This is a genomic window from Massilia sp. Masssp94, from assembly GCF_059491305.1.
Window position 1 is genome coordinate 1,596,707 of the sequence record NZ_CP168501.1, and the last position, 14,708, is coordinate 1,611,414.

A 14,708-nucleotide genomic window follows, 5' to 3' on the forward strand; every position below is an offset into this window, starting at 1 on the left:
CGACGGTAAGCCCTTGTTCTTGCACGAGGAATAACGATGTTGTTCACACGACATTGCGAGCCGGTTACATGCCATTTCATCCACGTGGTATGCACGCATCTTTCCCTACGACAAAGTCTTGACCGATTTGATGCCTACGGGCATCATCGAGACGATCCGCCGGGGCCGTCCATCCTGCCCGGCTTCCTGTCGTCCTTCCAAACCTGACCATATGGCAGCAGTCCTTCCCAACACCACCCCTGGCACGGCGTTGCCCGGGCTGGCGCGTGCACTGGTGCAGGCCGGACGGCTGACCTTGCCTCAAGCGGACACCTTGCAAAAGAAGGCGTCCGCCGACAAGGCCGGTTTCATCGACACCTTGCTCGGCAGCAGCTCCATCGATGCGAAATCCCTGGCGGCGTTCTGCGCCGAGACTTTCGGCTATCCCCTGCTCGACCTGGGCACCTTCAGCCCCGACGCCCTGCCCGTCAACGCGATCGACCCGAAACTGATGCAGGCCCAGCGCGTCGTCGCGCTGGCACGCAGGGGCAACAAATTGTCGGTGGCGTTGTCGGACCCGACGAATACGCAGGCCCTCGACCAGATCAAGTTCCAGAGCGAATCGACCGTCGAACCGGTGATCGTCGCGCACGACACCCTGCTGGCGCTGCTGGCGAACATCGCCAAGAGCGCCGAACAGGACTTGAGCGAGCTGGCCGGCGAGCAAGGCGACATCGAATTCGCCGACGAAGAACCGCAGACGCAGGCGGCGGAAGCGGCGGCCGCCGCGGCGGCGGAAGTCGAGGACGCGCCCATCGTGCGCTTCCTCAACAAGGTGCTGATGGATGCGATCACGCTCGGCGCGTCGGACATCCACTTCGAGCCCTACGAAAAGCAGTACCGCATCCGCCTGCGCGTGGACGGCGTGCTGCGCGACCATCTTGCCCCGCCGCTGTCGATCCGCGAGAAGCTCGTCTCGCGCATCAAGGTGCTGGCCAAGCTCGACATCTCGGAAAAGCGCGTGCCGCAGGACGGCCGCATGCGCCTCGTGCTGTCGCCCACGAAGACGATCGATTTCCGCGTCAGCACCTTGCCCACGCTGTTCGGCGAAAAAACGGTCATGCGTATCCTCGACGCGACGCAGGCCCAGATGGGCATCGACGCGCTCGGCTACGACCCCGACCAGAAAGCGTTGCTGATCGACGCCATCACGCGCCCGTACGGCATGGTGCTCGTAACGGGCCCGACGGGTTCGGGTAAAACCGTGTCGCTGTACAGCTGCCTGAACCTGTTGAACAAGCCGGGGATCAATATCTCCACGGCGGAAGACCCGGCCGAGATCAACCTGCCCGGCGTGAACCAGGTCAACGTCAACGAAAGGGCGGGCCTCACCTTCCCCGTCGCGCTGAAAGCCTTCCTGCGCCAGGACCCGGACATCATCATGGTCGGCGAGATCCGCGACCTGGAAACGGCGGACATCGCCATCAAGGCGGCGCAGACGGGCCACATGGTGTTTTCCACGCTGCACACGAACGATGCGCCGTCGACCTTGACGCGCCTGATGAACATGGGCGTGGCGCCGTTCAACATCGCCTCGTCCGTCATCCTGATCACCGCGCAACGCCTCGCGCGCCGCCTGTGCACGTGCAAGCAGCCGCTCGACATCGGCCGCGACACGCTGAAGGCCGCGGGCTTCCGCGACACCGACTTCGACGGCGACTGGAAACCCTACGGCCCCGTCGGCTGCGAACGCTGCCTGGGCTCCGGCTACAAGGGCCGCGTGGGCGTCTACCAGATCATGCCGATCACGCCCGCGATCGAGGCGCTGATCCTCGCGCACGGCAACGCGATGCAGATCGCCGCCCAGGCCGAGGCCGAGGGCGTGAACTCGCTGCGCCGCTCCGGCCTGCTGAAAGTGAAACAAGGCCTCACCAGCCTCGAAGAAGTGCTCGGCTGCACGAACGAATAAGGATCCACCATGGCAACGACATCCGCCCCGGCACGCCGCGCGCCCAGCGCGCAGATCAAGGAACACATCTTCGCCTGGGAAGGCAAGGACAAGACCGGCAAGACCGTGCGCGGCGAAATGCGCGCCGGCGGCGCGACCATCGTGAACGTGACCCTGCGCCGCCAGGGCATCATGGTCACCAAGGTCAAGAAAAAGGTGTACCGCAGCGGCAAGAAGATCCAGGACAAGGACCTCACGCTGTTCACGCGCCAGCTGGCCACGATGATGAAGGCCGGCGTGCCGCTGCTGCAATCGTTCGACATCGTCGGCAAGGGCCATTCGAACCCGTCGATGTCCAAGCTGATCATGGACCTGCGCGCCGACATCGAGACGGGCACCAGCCTGAACAACGCGTTCCGCAAATATCCGCTGTACTTCGACCCGCTGTTCTGCAACCTCGTCGGCGCCGGCGAGCAGGCCGGTATCCTCGAAGACCTGCTGACGCGTCTGGCGATCTACAAGGAAAAGACGCTCGCGCTGAAGAGCAAGATCAAGGGTGCGCTGATGTACCCCTGCGCGATCATCGCCATCGCCTTCATCGTCACGGCCGTGATCATGATCTGGGTGGTGCCCGCGTTCAAATCCGTGTTCTCCAGCTTCGGTGCGAACCTGCCGGCGCCGACCCTGATCGTGATGGGCATCTCGGATTTCGTCGTGAAATGGTGGTACATCATCTTTGGCTCGATCTTCGGCGCGCTGTACTTCTTCTTCCAGTCCTGGCGCAGGTCGCTGAAAATGCAGCAGTTCATGGACCGCGTGCTGCTGCGCCTCCCCGTGTTCGGCGAAGTGATCCGGAAGGCGACGATTGCCCGCTGGACCCGCACGCTGGCGACGATGTTCGCGGCCGGCGTGCCGCTCGTGGAAGCGCTGGACTCCGTCGGCGGCGCATCCGGCAACAACGTCTACCTGGAAGCCACGAAAAAGATCCAGACGGAAGTCAGCACGGGCACGAGCCTGACGGCCGCGATGCAGAACGCCAATGTCTTCCCCAACATGGTCACGCAAATGGTCGCCATCGGCGAGGAATCCGGCGCGCTGGACGGCATGCTGGGCAAGGTGGCCGACTTCTACGAGGAAGAAGTGGACGAGGCCGTCAAGACGCTGTCGTCGCTGATGGAGCCGATGATCATGGTCGTGCTGGGGGTGCTGATCGGCGGTCTCGTGATTGCCATGTATCTGCCGATCTTCAAGCTGGGGTCGGTGGTCTGATCGCGGTGCCGACCAGCGTCGTACGCCGCAACCGGACTCGCGTATGCGGCGTCCGGATGCCGGCCACGATGCCCCAGATGGCGGCCCAGCGCAACGCGCGGTCGGTGGACGGCCCGAGCGGCCGCGCCGCCGCCGCACGCTGCAGCGCGAGCGACATGCGTTTCATCGCATAGAGTTTTCGATCGGATACCGGGAGTGCCATGTTTGCAGGTTAGCAAGCGCAACGATGGCTGACCGTGATCTGCCTAACGCACCATGCGTGAGCGCGGATGTGTGCGCCACCGCACGGTCCAGCTCAGCCATGACTGGTATTTTAGTTGACGATTCTTCAACACTCACCGGTATCTCATGGCCTCTTGCCCCGAATGTGGTTCTTCCTACGTACGCCGGATCCCGCGTACGCCCCTCATGCGTATCCTGTGGAGCAGCCAGCACATCCTGTGCAGCGATTGCGGCGAACGCTCCGTCGTCTTCCCGAAGCTCACGACACTGGCCGCAAAGCACCGCGCATCGAGCCGGACCGCGCGCTTCATCCTGAACCGCCTGCAAAGCCAGCAGTCCCACTGAATTGCCCGACCGCGAAGTCGATGAACAGCCGCGTCCGCAGCGGCTGAAACTGCCGCGACGGATACAGCAGCGTTAAATCCTGCGGCCGCGCGGCCCACCCGTCCAGCACCCGCACCAGTTCTCCACTGTCCAGCAGATCCCGGACGAGCCAGTCCGGACACACGCCGATCCCGCCGCCCAGCACCAGCGCCTCCCGTATCGCCAGCGCATTGTTCACCCGGAAGCGGCTCGATGTCGGCACCCGTGCCCGCTCTTCGCCTCGGAACAATTCCACCGTGTTGCCCGGCGTCCAGGCGAAGCGGACGACGTCGTGCGCCGGCAAGTCGTCCGGCACCGACGGCACGCCCCGCCGCGCGAGATACATGGGTGCCGCCACCAGGAAGCGCGGCACGGTCGCCAGGTGCCGGCCGATGGCGTCCGGCGGCAGCGTGCCGCCCAGCCGGAACGCGACGTCGACGCCTTCCTCGACGAGGTCGACGAAGCGATCGTTGAGAATCAGTTCGACGTCGATGGCGGGGTGGTCGGCCAGGAAGCGCTGGACCATCGCATTGATGCGGAACTGGCCCAGCGCGACCGGCGCATTGATGCGCAAGAGTCCCGCCGCCTGCCCCGTCATGCCCTGCACGTCACCCACGGCCGCGTCGAATTGCTCGACGATGCGCTTGGCGTCGGCGTAGAAGCGCTGGCCCTGCTCCGTCGGCGACAGCCCGCGCGTGCTGCGTTCGACCAGGCGTACGCGCAGCTGCCGTTCCAGCTGGGCCAGCCACTTGCTGACGGTGGGCTGCGTGGTGCCGAATTCCCGGGCCGCCGCGGACAGGCTGCCCAGTTCGAGGGTGCGTACGAAGACGCGCAGCGCGTGGAGCGTATCCATCTATTCTAAATTGGAATGAGTGACCTGCGATCCTACCATCTTCATCGCCACTCCAGAATGACCTAACGTGGAGCCCTCAACCAAGGAGCCCACCATGTCCAAACCGATTGCCGCATTCACCCTCTCCCTGCTGCTCGCCGCACCCGACGCGCCGGCGGGCGAGCAGTGGGCCACCTCCTGGTACGCGGCCCCGCAACCCGCCTGGGACGCCAGTTTCACGCTGCCGATGAACGTCCCCACCAGGCTCGACAACGCGACGTTGCGCGAGACCGTCCGCCTGAGCGCGGGCGGGCAGCGCATCCGGCTGGTGTTCTCGAACCGCTACGGCCATGAACCTGTCAGGCTCGGCGCCGTGCGCGTCGGCCCCGCCGACGACCCGCACGCGGTCCGGGCGCTGACGTTTTCCGGGCAATCGGGCGCATCCATCCTGCCGGGCGCCACGGTGACGAGCGATCCGCTCGCCCTCCCCGTGCGGCCGCTGTCCCGGCTGGCCGTGACGACGCGGCTGCCCGCGCCGACGAACGTCGCCAGTTTCCATTGGGGCGCGCAGCAGACCGTGCAGATCGACAGCGCTGATGTCGGCGGCCGTTTGTTCCTGAGCGCCGTCCTGGTCGAGACCGCACAACCCGCGCGCACCATCGTCGCGCTCGGCGATTCGATCACGGACGGCAACGGCTCGACGCCGGACGCGGACCGCCGCTGGCCGGACATCCTGGCCGAACGACTGGCGCCGCACGGCGTCGCCGTCGCCAATGCCGGCATCTCGGGCGGACGGCTGGCGCGCGACGGCATGGGCACGAGCGCCCTCGCCCGCCTCGAGCAGGATGTATTGAGCCAGCCCGGCGTGTCGGATGTCATCGTACTGCTCGGCATTAACGACATCGGCTGGCCCGGCAGTCCGTTCGCGCCGGGCGAGCGTCCCGCCACGCTGGAGGAACTCACGGCCGCGTACCGGCAACTGGTCGCTGCAAGTCACGTCCGTGGCGTACGCGTGACGGCGGCGACATTGCCGCCGTTCGAAGGCGCCCTCGCCGGCACGCCGTACGCCGGCCACTACAGTCCCGCCAAGGAACGCCTGCGCCGGCAGTTGAACGACTGGATCCGCACGGCCGGCGCGTTCGATGCCGTCGTCGACTTCGACGCCGTCCTGCGCGACCCTGCCCGGCCGCGCCGCCTGCGGGCCGGTTTCGATTCGGGCGATCACCTGCATCCGGGGGATGCGGGCTACCGCGCCATGGCCGAGGCGATCGACATCGCTCGGCTGGTACACTGAGCGCATGCCCAAGTCCAGGAAGAGCGCCGATTTCAGGATCGTCCGTGCCGCAGTGCCGGGGGTGCAGGCCGTGGAAGCGCGCAGCGACCACGTCTTCGCACGCCACAGCCATGACCAGTACGGCGTCGGCCTCATGCTGGCCGGCGGCCAGACGTCGAGCAGCGGGCGCGGCCAGGTGGAGGCGCTGGCCGGCGACATCATCACGGTGAATCCGGGCGAAGTGCACGACGGCGCCCCGCTCGGCGGCGCGCCCCGCGCGTGGCGCATGCTGTACCTGCCGCCGCATCTCGCCGATACCGTCGCGGCCGACCTGAGCGAAGGCGCCCGCCGCGATTACGCGTTTCACCTGCCGGTCGCCCACCATGCCGCGCTGGCCGACTGTTTCCGGCGGCTGTACGCGGCCGTCACGGGCGACGCGACCGCCCTCTTGCGCGAGCAATTGCTTCTCGAATTGCTGCATGGCCTGCAAAGCGATGCACGGCCCGACCGGCCCACGTCGGTCACGGCCGCGATCGCGCGGGCGCGGGCGATGATCGACGACGCGCCGGCCGCCGCGCCCAGTCTCGCCGACCTGGCGGCAGCCTGTGGGCTCAGCCGCTTCCAGCTCGTGCGGCAGTTCGCGCGGGCGACGGGGCTGACGCCGCACGCCTACCTGATCCAGCGCCGCATCGACGCGGCCCGTGCATTGCTGGCGCGCGGGTCGACGCTGGCGGACGCGGCCGCCGCCAGCGGTTTTGCCGACCAGAGCCACATGACGCGCCTGTTCATCCGCACCTACGGCATCACGCCCGGCGCGTACGCCTGCAATTTCGTTCAATACCGGCGCGCACACGAGGACTAACCTGCGTTCCCATGTCGATGACGAGGAGAACGCCGTGTCCGCTAAAACCCTGGGTTACCTGTACCTGACGCTGGCCATGGTGCTCGTCGGCAGTACCGTCGTGGCCAGCAAGATCGCCGCCGCCGGCCTGCCGCCATTCACGGCCACCGCGCTGCGCTTCGCGCTCGCGTTGCCCTGTTTTCTCGTGCTGCTGCGCGTCTCCGGCCAGCGCCTGCCGCGGCCGGGCTGGCGCGACGGCGCCCTCCTGCTCGTGCAGGGGCTGGCCGGCACGGCCGGTTACACGGCGCTGCTGATGGCCGGGCTGCGCGCGACGTCGGCGCTCGATGCCGGCGTCATCCTCGGCACCCTGCCCGTCGTGTCGGCCGTCGTGGCCGTGCTCGTGCTCGGCGAGCGGCCGCGGCCCGCGCTGATGGCGACCGTGCTGCTCGCGGGCGTCGGCCTGTACGTGCTGCAGCCGGCGGCCCGCGGCGCGGGGTCGTTGACGGGCAATGCGCTCGTCTTCGGCGCCGTGCTGTGCGAAGCCCTGTTCATCCTGCTCAACAAGCGGGTGCGGATCGCGATGTCTCCGCTCTCCCTGTCGACGCTGATGAGCGCCATCGGCCTCGCCGCGTCGCTACCGTTCGCGTTGGCCGAACGCGGTTCGATGGCGGCCGTGACGCCGGCCGCGCTGCTCGCCGTCGGCTACTATGCGCTGCTGCCGACGGTCGGCGGGTTCCTGCTGTGGTATGCGGGCACGGCCCGCGCCGGCGGGACGGAGGCTGCATTGTTCACAGCGCTGGCACCGGTGGCCGCGCTGCTGCTGGCGGCCCTGCTGCTGGACGAGCCGGTGGGACCGCGGCAATTCGCCGGCATCGCGTTCGTGCTCGCGGCGGTGGGCGTATCGTCATGGCCCGCGACCCGTCAGCCGCAGGTCTTGCCGCCCACGCCGTGATAGCCCTTCGCCCTGGCGTCCGCTTCCGTCATGTACTCGCCCTTCCTGGTCTTGCCGTAGTACTTGCTGCCCTCGCAATGGTAGACCTTGCTGGCGCTGTTCGCCCACACCTTGCCCGCGCCGCCGCTGGACGCTTCTTTCTTCGGCGCGGGCTTGCTGGCCGCGGGCGCGGTCGGCGCGCCCTTGTCCGGTGCCAGCGGGTTCGGCACGGTGGTCTGGGCGAATGCGGTGGCGGCGGCAAGTGCGGCCAACAGCAGGACAAAATGGCGTTTCATGGTGGCTCCAATAGGCCGGATCGAACACCGGCATGTAACTTGCATTGTACGGGTTGGTCCAATACTACGATGGCAACCAGCCCGTTTCAGTGCAAATCGAAACCGCCCGTCCGGTTCTGGTGCACGCCTGACATTACATGCAAAACATCGACATCTCTCTCCTCCATGACGACGCGGGCGACCGCCTGGCCGGACTCGGCCGCTGGTGGGTCGACCGCGCGGGTGGCGGCATCACGCTGTCGGCCGTGGCCGCATCGTTCTTCGGCACCGGCCGGCATCCGGATTGCCTCGCGCGCATCGAGCCGGACGACCGCGCCGCCGTGCATACCACCCTCGACCGCATCAAGAAAGGCGACGCCGGCGCCGAATGCGAATTCCGCGTCCGCACCGATGGACTCGGCCTGCGCTGGCTGCGCCTGCAGCAGATCGACACGTCCGCCACCGGCATCCTCGTCGACGTGACGGCCGCCCGGCAGGCCGCCGCGCGCGAGCGGTTCAATTTCGCGCTCACGCAATACCTGGTGGGCACCGACAGCATCGACGACGCCGTCACCGGCATCCTGCAACTCGTGTGCGAGGAACTGGGCTGGGAATGGGGCGCATTCTGGGCCCTCGACGACCGCACCGGCACGCTGCGCTGCCGTTACGCGTGGCAGGCGCCGCGGCAGGCGCTGGCGCCGTTCCGGGCCGCGAGCGCGCGCCTGACGATGGCGCCCGGCGAAGGCCTGGTCGGCACCGTGTGGGACAGCGGCGAGGCCCGCTGGATCGAGGATGCGAGCGGCACGGCCGACCTGTTGCGGGCGGAGGCGGCGCGCGCGTGCGGCCTGCAGTCGGCGTACTTCTTCCCCGTGACGTTCGTCGCGTCGGACGCGTGCCTGATGCGGCCCGGCGTGCTCGAATTCTTCAGCGTCCAGCAGCGCCAGCCGGACGCGCAGTTGCCGGGCCTGGCGAAATCGATCTCCGCGATGATCGCCCAGGCCGTCGAGCGCATGACGCAGCAGGAGCGCATCCGCGTGCGTGCGCAAACGGACGAGATGACGGGCCTGGCCAACCGCGCCCATTTCTACGACCAGGTCGACCGCCAGTGCCGCGACGCGCGGGCGGGGCAGACATTCGGCGTGCTGTTCGTCGACCTCGACCAGTTCAAGCCCATCAACGACGCCTTCGGCCACGACGCCGGCAACGTCGTGCTGACGACGTTCGCGTCACGCCTGCGCGCGCTGGCGCCGGCCGGCTGGCGCATCGGCCGCCTGGGCGGCGACGAGTTCGCGCTGCTGTCGGCGCCCGGCGTCACGCCGCAGGAACTGGAACGCGTCGCCGAGTCCGTGCTGGACGCGGCGCGGCGCCGCTTCGTCTACGGCGAGCACCGGCTCGCCGTGTCGGCGAGCATCGGCATCAGCACGTATCCCGACCATGGCGGCTGCACGCGCGAACTGCTGCACGCGGCCGATGCCGCCATGTACACCAGCAAGCGGAACGGCCGCAACCTGGCCAGCCGCTTCAGCGGCGACGGCGCGCCGGCCGACGCGGGCCATCGCATCGGCCTGCTGACCGACCTGCATTCCGCGATCCGGCGCGGCGAATTCTTCCTCGAGTACCAGCCGATCCGCACGACCACCGACATGGACATCGAGGCCGTCGAGGCGCTGATCCGCTGGCGCCGGCCGAACGGCGAGATCGTCCCGCCGAACGTGTTCATTCCGCTGGCGGAGCAGAGCCGCCTGATCGTCGACATCGGCCGCTGGGTCGTACGCCAGGCCTGCCACGACCTCGCCCGCCTGCGCGCGGCCGGGCTGACCCGCGTGCGCGTGCACGTCAACATGGCGGCGCCGGAATTCATCGATGCCGAACTGCCGGACCGGCTCACGGCCATCGCCGCGGCGGCCGGCGTCGATCCCCGCGGCATCTGCCTCGAACTGACGGAAGGCGTCGTGATGAAGCATGCCGATAAATCGATCGCCATCATGCGCGAACTGCGCCGGCGCGGCTTCGGCATCGGCCTGGACGACTTCGGCATGGGCTATTCGTCGCTGTCCCTGCTGAAGAAGCTGCCGATCGGCTCGCTCAAGATCGACCGGCTGTTCATGGCCGGCGTGCCGTACGACCGGAACGATTGCGCCATCGTGCGTTCGCTCCTCGACCTCGGCCGGCACATGAAGCTGACGGTGGTCGCGGAAGGCGTCGAGACCGATGCCCAGCTGGGCTATCTGCGCCAGTTCGGCTGTCCCCTCGTGCAGGGCTGGCTGCCGGGCCGGCCGGTGCCGCTGGAGCGCCTGTTCGACCTGATCGCGCAGCCACAGGCGGCCTGAACGTGGCGGCGGCGCCTCATTGTGCTGCCCAAAGAGCGGGAAAACCCCTAGAATAGTTGATCCACGGAATCAGCCACCCACCGGATCATCGCACTCATGGAAACCCTGCTCTTCGCCGCCCCGGCGACCCTCGCCGCGACCCTCGCCGCCGCCTTGTTCGGCCTGTTGATCGGCAGCTTCCTGAATGTGGTCGTGTACCGCCTGCCCGTGATGGCGCAGCGCGAACTCGACAACTACATCGCGCACGAAGCGGGCAAGGACCTGCCGCACCCGGACCGCTTCAACCTGATGGTGCCCCGCTCCGCCTGCCCGCACTGCGGCCACCAGATCACGGCGCTGGAAAACATCCCCATCGTCAGCTGGCTGGCCCTACGAGGCAAATGCAGCGCGTGCAAGGCGCCGATTTCGCCCCGCTATCCGATCGTGGAAGCCGTCACGGGCCTGCTGTCGGCCGTGCTGGTCTGGCATTTCGGCAGCGGCTGGCTGGGCCTCGCGAGCCTCGCGTTCGCGTACTTCCTCATCGCGATGACCATGATCGACTACGACACGAAGACATTGCCGGACGACCTCACGTATCCGCTGCTCTGGCTGGGCCTGCTCGTGAACCTGAACGGCACCATCGTCCCGCTGCGCGACGCCGTGATCGGCGCCATGGCCGGCTACCTGGCGCTGTGGGCCGTGTACTGGCTGTTCAAGCTCGCCACCGGCAAGGAAGGCATGGGCTACGGCGACTTCAAGCTGCTCGCCGCGCTGGGCGCGTGGATGGGCTGGGCGATGCTGCCGACCATTATCATCCTGTCGTCCGTCGTCGGCGCCATCGTCGGCATCTCGCTGATCGTGTTCGCCCGCCGCGACCGCAACAATCCGATCCCCTTCGGACCGTATCTCGCCGCGGCTGGTATGATCGCACTCTTGTACGGAATACCACTCACCCGCTACGCGCAGGGTTTCTTGGTCTAGCCTCGCGCCGGGCCCGAGGATCGCATGGAGACAGCTTCACGTTTTGCGGTAGGGCTCACCGGTGGCATCGGCTGCGGCAAGACGACCGTGGCCGACCTGTTCGCCGCGCGCGGCGCCGCCGTCATCGACACCGACCAGATCGCCCACAGCCTCACGGCCCCGCACGGCGCCGCGATGCCCGCGCTGATCGAGGAATTCGGTCCCGACTACGCCACGCCGGACGGCGCCCTCGACCGCGCGAAAATGCGCGCGCTCGCGTTCTCCGACCCGTCCGCGCGCGCCCGCCTGGAGGGCATCCTGCATCCCCGCATCCGCGAAGCGACGGCCGCCGCCGCCCTGCTCGCGGATGGTCCTTACACGATCTTCGTCGTGCCGCTGCTGATCGAATCGGGCACCTGGCGCGAGCGCGTCGCGCGCGTGCTCGCGATCGACTGTTCGGAAGAAACGCAGGTCGCACGCGTGATGGCCCGCAACGGCATGGCGGAAGACCAGGTCCGTGCCATCATGGCGGCCCAGGTGACGCGGGCGCGCCGCCTGGAAGAAGCGCACGACGTGATCCTGAACGACGCCGGCATCGACGCCCTGTTGCCGCAAGTGGAACGCTTGCACCGCTTTTATCTTGACGAAGCGGCAAGATTAACAATGCCGCCAAGCCAGCGTTTGTAATTTTGTGCATCATGGTTCAGAATCACGAGGTTACCCGCCAGCCTACATTCAGGGGAATGAGAGGAATGACATTTTGATCGTCTATGAATACCCATTCAACGAGCGGATTCGCACGTTGTTGCGGCTGGAGGACCTGTACGAGAAGTTCAAATTCTTTGTAGCCCAGGAACATCCTCTGCAGCACCATGTCGCGCTCGCGACGATCTTCGACATGCTGGAAGTGGCGGGCCGCGCGGACCTCAAGTCCGACCTGCTGCAGGAACTCGAACGCCAGAAGCAGAGCCTGCTGGGCTACCGCAGCAATCCCGCTGTCGCCAGGGACATGCTCGACGCCGTGCTGGCCGAGCTCGACACGGTCAGCAACGCCCTCGTCAACGCCCAGGGCAAGACGGGCCAGAACGTGCGCGACAACGAATGGCTGATGAGCATCCGCGGCCGCACGATCATCCCCGGCGGCGCCTGCGAATTCGACCTGCCGTCCTACCACGCGTGGCAGCGGCGCCCGACCGAACAGCGCCACGCCGACATCATGGCGTGGTTCGCCCCGCTGGCCCCGCTGTTCGAGGCCCTGGCCCTCGTGCTGCGCCTGCTGCGCAATTCCGGCGGCCCCGTCAAGATGATCGCCTCGTCCGGCAGCTACCAGCAGATGCTGCAAGGCAAGGTGTACCAGATGCTGCGCCTGTCGGTGGACGAGTCGCTCGGCGCGATCCCGGAGATCTCCGCCAACAAGTACATGCTGTGGGTACGCTTCACGACCCAGGGCGGCGACCTGAAACCGAAGCCGCTGGAAGAAGACGTCCCGTTCGAACTCACACTCTGCAATTTTTAGAAGCACACCATGACCGTCGTATCCTGCCCCACCTGCGGCATGAAGGTCGAATGGAAGCCGGAAAACAAATTCCGCCCATTCTGTTCCGAACGCTGCAAGCAAATCGACCTGGGCGCCTGGGCCGAAGAGAAATACACGATCCCCGGCGCGCCGCCGGGCGATACCGACGACGACGCCGTCTCGAAAGAATAAGGTCGCGTGAAGGCCGCCGCACTGGCGCTGGCCGCCATCCGCTTCTACCAGCGTTTCATCTCTCCGTACAAGGGCTTTTCCTGCGCACTGCGCGTGGCGACGAGCGGTGACAGCTGCTCGGCGTATGGCTATGCGGTCATCGCGCGCTTCGGGCTCAGGCGCGGACTCGGGCTGCTCGACCGCCGCCTCGCGCTGTGCGGCCACGTGCACCGGCGGATGCCGCGTCCGCCCGCGCCCGTGCTCCATCCGCGCGTGCGACGCCAGCAGGGATTCTGCGACGCGCCGTGCGACGTGCCCTGCGACGGCCCCGGCCACTGCCATTTTCCGTGCGACGGCCACCACCACTGCGGCGGCGTGCCGCGGCATCTACCCTGCGACGCGTTCGATCTGTGCGATGTCTGCGACGGCTGCGATGCGTGGAAACGCTGGCGCGAGCGCCGCCGCCGGCACGACACGCGTGACCTGGATGCGGCGGCGGAACGGATCAGGCGCCGGAACGCCCCGCGTACCGCACCTGGTCCAGCCAGTCGAGCAGCGGAATCGTCGCCGGCAGCAGAGGACTGACGGCATACGCGCCCTGCCACGCGAACGCCTGCCCTTCCAGGCTTTGCGGCTCGCCTTCCCACTCGCGGCTGATGTAGAAATACAGCCGCACGTGCGCGTGCTCGTACACGTGTTCGACGCAGCACCACGGCTCGGCCGAGATCACCCTCACGCCCAGCTCTTCGACGAATTCGCGCTGCAGCGCGTGGAAGATGTCTTCCCCGGGTTCGACCTTCCCGCCCGGGAATTCCCAGTAGCCGGCATACGGCTTGCCGTCCGGGCGCTGGCCCAGCAGCACGTCGCCGTTCGGGCGCATCAGCACGCCCACGGCCACATCGACCGGCTTCTCAGACATCGACCTGTTCCTGTACCGGCGCGGGCGGCAGCTTGCCCGCGTAGTCCTTGGCGAACTGCCACGCGACGCGGCCCGAGCGCGAGCCGCGGCCCAGTGCCCAGCGCAGCGCATCGCCGCGCGCGCCTTCGATCTGCTCCGGCGTGCAGCCGAAGCTCGCCAGCCAGTGGCCGACGATGTCCAGGTAGTCGTCCTGCTTGAACGGATAGAACGACAGCCACAGGCCGAAGCGTTCGGACAGCGAGATCTTTTCCTCGACCGTCTCGGCCGGGTGCAGGTCGTCGTCGGCCACGTGCTTGTAGCCGGCGTTGTCCGAGAACTTTTCCGGCATCAGGTGGCGGCGGTTCGACGTCGCGTAGATCAGGACGTTGTCCGACTGCGCCGCAATGCTGCCATCGAGCGCCACCTTCAGCGCCTTGTAGCCCGCTTCGCCCTCTTCGAAACTGAGGTCGTCGCAAAAGATCACGAAGCGCTCCGGCCGGCCCGCGACGAGGTCGACGATGTCCGGCAGGTCGGCCAGGTCGGCCTTGTCCACTTCGATCAGGCGCAGGCCCTGCGGCGCGAACTGGTTCAGGCACGCCTTGATCAGCGACGATTTACCGGTGCCGCGCGCGCCCGTCAGCAACACGTTGTTGGCGGGGCGTTTGGTCACGAACTGGCGCGTATTCTGCTCGATCTGCTCTTTCTGCGGACCGATGTGCTGCAGGTCGTCCAGGCGGATGCAGGCCGTGTGCGCCACGGCCTGCAGGTACTTGACGTTGCCCGCGCCCGGGCGCTTGCGCCAGCGGTAGGCGTAACCGTGGCGGAAATCCGGATCGCGCGGCGCCGCGGGCGGCAATAAAGCCTCCACGCGCGCCAGCAGGGCTTCGGCGCGGTGCAGGAAATTCTCCAGCTGGTTCATCG

16 protein-coding genes are annotated in these 14,708 nt (G+C 67.4%); 12 read left to right on the top strand and 4 right to left on the bottom strand.

Features of this window, described 5'->3' with window-relative positions; genetic code table 11:
• The first annotated feature begins 211 nt into the window (after window positions 1-211).
• The 3 genes from pilB (at window position 212) to ACEN9G_RS06875 (ending at window position 3,763) form a co-directional block, all read left to right on the top strand.
• Window positions 212-1,948 (top strand): type IV-A pilus assembly ATPase PilB, encoded by a 1,737-nt coding sequence (gene pilB, locus ACEN9G_RS06865; RefSeq protein ID WP_413340976.1) that lies wholly within the window; start codon window positions 212-214, stop codon window positions 1,946-1,948.
• A gap of 9 nt (window positions 1,949-1,957) precedes the next feature.
• Window positions 1,958-3,196, top strand: coding sequence for a type II secretion system F family protein (locus ACEN9G_RS06870; protein WP_413340978.1), 1,239 nt, complete (start codon window positions 1,958-1,960; stop codon window positions 3,194-3,196).
• Between the two features lie 408 nt (window positions 3,197-3,604).
• Window positions 3,605-3,763, top strand: coding sequence for a hypothetical protein (locus ACEN9G_RS06875; protein ID WP_413340982.1), 159 nt, complete (start codon window positions 3,605-3,607; stop codon window positions 3,761-3,763).
• Here the strand turns inward: ACEN9G_RS06875 and ACEN9G_RS06880 are convergent.
• A complete protein-coding gene (locus ACEN9G_RS06880; RefSeq protein ID WP_413340983.1) occupies window positions 3,726-4,634 on the bottom strand; it encodes a LysR family transcriptional regulator in 909 nt (302 codons plus the stop codon). The two genes, ACEN9G_RS06875 and ACEN9G_RS06880, sit on opposite strands and share 38 nt — an antisense overlap.
• A gap of 94 nt (window positions 4,635-4,728) precedes the next feature.
• Here ACEN9G_RS06880 and ACEN9G_RS06885 point away from each other — a divergent pair, with 94 nt between their 5' ends.
• Genes ACEN9G_RS06885 through ACEN9G_RS06895 form a run of 3 tightly spaced genes read left to right on the top strand, consistent with a single transcriptional unit; the run spans window position 4,729 to window position 7,679 of the window.
• Complete coding sequence (locus ACEN9G_RS06885) at window positions 4,729-5,907, top strand: SGNH/GDSL hydrolase family protein (protein ID WP_413340985.1); 1,179 nt, start codon at window positions 4,729-4,731, stop codon at window positions 5,905-5,907.
• A 4-nt stretch (window positions 5,908-5,911) separates the two neighbouring features.
• Window positions 5,912-6,748, top strand: coding sequence for an AraC family transcriptional regulator (locus ACEN9G_RS06890; protein WP_483126520.1), 837 nt, complete (start codon window positions 5,912-5,914; stop codon window positions 6,746-6,748).
• A gap of 34 nt (window positions 6,749-6,782) precedes the next feature.
• Window positions 6,783-7,679 (top strand): DMT family transporter, encoded by an 897-nt coding sequence (locus ACEN9G_RS06895; RefSeq protein ID WP_483126521.1) that lies wholly within the window; start codon window positions 6,783-6,785, stop codon window positions 7,677-7,679.
• Here the strand turns inward: ACEN9G_RS06895 and ACEN9G_RS06900 are convergent.
• A complete protein-coding gene (locus tag ACEN9G_RS06900) occupies window positions 7,649-7,954 on the bottom strand; it encodes a signal protein (RefSeq protein ID WP_413345570.1) in 306 nt (101 codons plus the stop codon). The genes ACEN9G_RS06895 and ACEN9G_RS06900 overlap by 31 nt on opposite strands.
• 137 nt (window positions 7,955-8,091) lie before the next feature.
• Here ACEN9G_RS06900 and ACEN9G_RS06905 point away from each other — a divergent pair, with 137 nt between their 5' ends.
• From ACEN9G_RS06905 to yidD, 6 genes are all read left to right on the top strand, one after another.
• Entirely contained in the window at window positions 8,092-10,263 is a 2,172-nt protein-coding gene (locus tag ACEN9G_RS06905) for a bifunctional diguanylate cyclase/phosphodiesterase (RefSeq protein ID WP_483126522.1), read from the top strand.
• Between the two features lie 96 nt (window positions 10,264-10,359).
• Window positions 10,360-11,223: a prepilin peptidase gene (locus ACEN9G_RS06910; RefSeq protein WP_413342476.1), complete on the top strand. Its 864-nt coding sequence runs from the start codon at window positions 10,360-10,362 to the stop codon at window positions 11,221-11,223.
• A gap of 24 nt (window positions 11,224-11,247) precedes the next feature.
• Window positions 11,248-11,889, top strand: coding sequence for a dephospho-CoA kinase (gene coaE, locus ACEN9G_RS06915; protein ID WP_413342475.1), 642 nt, complete (start codon window positions 11,248-11,250; stop codon window positions 11,887-11,889).
• A 73-nt stretch (window positions 11,890-11,962) separates the two neighbouring features.
• The gene (gene zapD, locus ACEN9G_RS06920; protein ID WP_413342473.1) at window positions 11,963-12,718 is read left to right on the top strand and encodes a cell division protein ZapD; all 756 of its coding nucleotides are present in this window, start codon (window positions 11,963-11,965) and stop codon (window positions 12,716-12,718) included.
• A gap of 9 nt (window positions 12,719-12,727) precedes the next feature.
• On the top strand, window positions 12,728-12,910 hold the full coding sequence (gene yacG / locus ACEN9G_RS06925; RefSeq protein ID WP_413342471.1) for a DNA gyrase inhibitor YacG: 183 nt from the start codon (window positions 12,728-12,730) through the stop codon (window positions 12,908-12,910).
• 6 nt (window positions 12,911-12,916) lie between these two features.
• Window positions 12,917-13,474, top strand: coding sequence for a membrane protein insertion efficiency factor YidD (gene yidD, locus ACEN9G_RS06930; protein WP_413342469.1), 558 nt, complete (start codon window positions 12,917-12,919; stop codon window positions 13,472-13,474).
• Here yidD and ACEN9G_RS06935 read toward each other — a convergent pair.
• The gene (locus ACEN9G_RS06935) at window positions 13,395-13,808 is read right to left on the bottom strand and encodes an NUDIX domain-containing protein (protein WP_413342467.1); all 414 of its coding nucleotides are present in this window, start codon (window positions 13,806-13,808) and stop codon (window positions 13,395-13,397) included. The two genes, yidD and ACEN9G_RS06935, sit on opposite strands and share 80 nt — an antisense overlap.
• Window positions 13,801-14,706 (bottom strand): ATP-binding protein, encoded by a 906-nt coding sequence (locus ACEN9G_RS06940; RefSeq protein ID WP_413342465.1) that lies wholly within the window; start codon window positions 14,704-14,706, stop codon window positions 13,801-13,803. Before ACEN9G_RS06940 ends, ACEN9G_RS06935 begins: the two co-directional genes overlap by 8 nt.
• Between the last annotated feature and the right edge of the window lie 2 nt (window positions 14,707-14,708).

Coding starts and splice junctions, on each gene's coding strand:
- ACEN9G_RS06885 (WP_413340985.1), top strand. CDS start 4,729: ATGTCCAAACCGATTGCCGCATTCACCCTCTCCCTGCTGCTCGCCGCA.
- coaE (WP_413342475.1), top strand. CDS start 11,248: ATGGAGACAGCTTCACGTTTTGCGGTAGGGCTCACCGGTGGCATCGGC.
- ACEN9G_RS06910 (WP_413342476.1), top strand. CDS start 10,360: ATGGAAACCCTGCTCTTCGCCGCCCCGGCGACCCTCGCCGCGACCCTC.
- ACEN9G_RS06880 (WP_413340983.1), bottom strand. CDS start 4,634: ATGGATACGCTCCACGCGCTGCGCGTCTTCGTACGCACCCTCGAACTG.
- ACEN9G_RS06940 (WP_413342465.1), bottom strand. CDS start 14,706: ATGAACCAGCTGGAGAATTTCCTGCACCGCGCCGAAGCCCTGCTGGCG.
- pilB (WP_413340976.1), top strand. CDS start 212: ATGGCAGCAGTCCTTCCCAACACCACCCCTGGCACGGCGTTGCCCGGG.
- ACEN9G_RS06905 (WP_483126522.1), top strand. CDS start 8,092: ATGCAAAACATCGACATCTCTCTCCTCCATGACGACGCGGGCGACCGC.
- ACEN9G_RS06900 (WP_413345570.1), bottom strand. CDS start 7,954: ATGAAACGCCATTTTGTCCTGCTGTTGGCCGCACTTGCCGCCGCCACC.
- ACEN9G_RS06935 (WP_413342467.1), bottom strand. CDS start 13,808: ATGTCTGAGAAGCCGGTCGATGTGGCCGTGGGCGTGCTGATGCGCCCG.
- yacG (WP_413342471.1), top strand. CDS start 12,728: ATGACCGTCGTATCCTGCCCCACCTGCGGCATGAAGGTCGAATGGAAG.
- ACEN9G_RS06870 (WP_413340978.1), top strand. CDS start 1,958: ATGGCAACGACATCCGCCCCGGCACGCCGCGCGCCCAGCGCGCAGATC.
- ACEN9G_RS06875 (WP_413340982.1), top strand. CDS start 3,605: ATGCGTATCCTGTGGAGCAGCCAGCACATCCTGTGCAGCGATTGCGGC.
- ACEN9G_RS06890 (WP_483126520.1), top strand. CDS start 5,912: ATGCCCAAGTCCAGGAAGAGCGCCGATTTCAGGATCGTCCGTGCCGCA.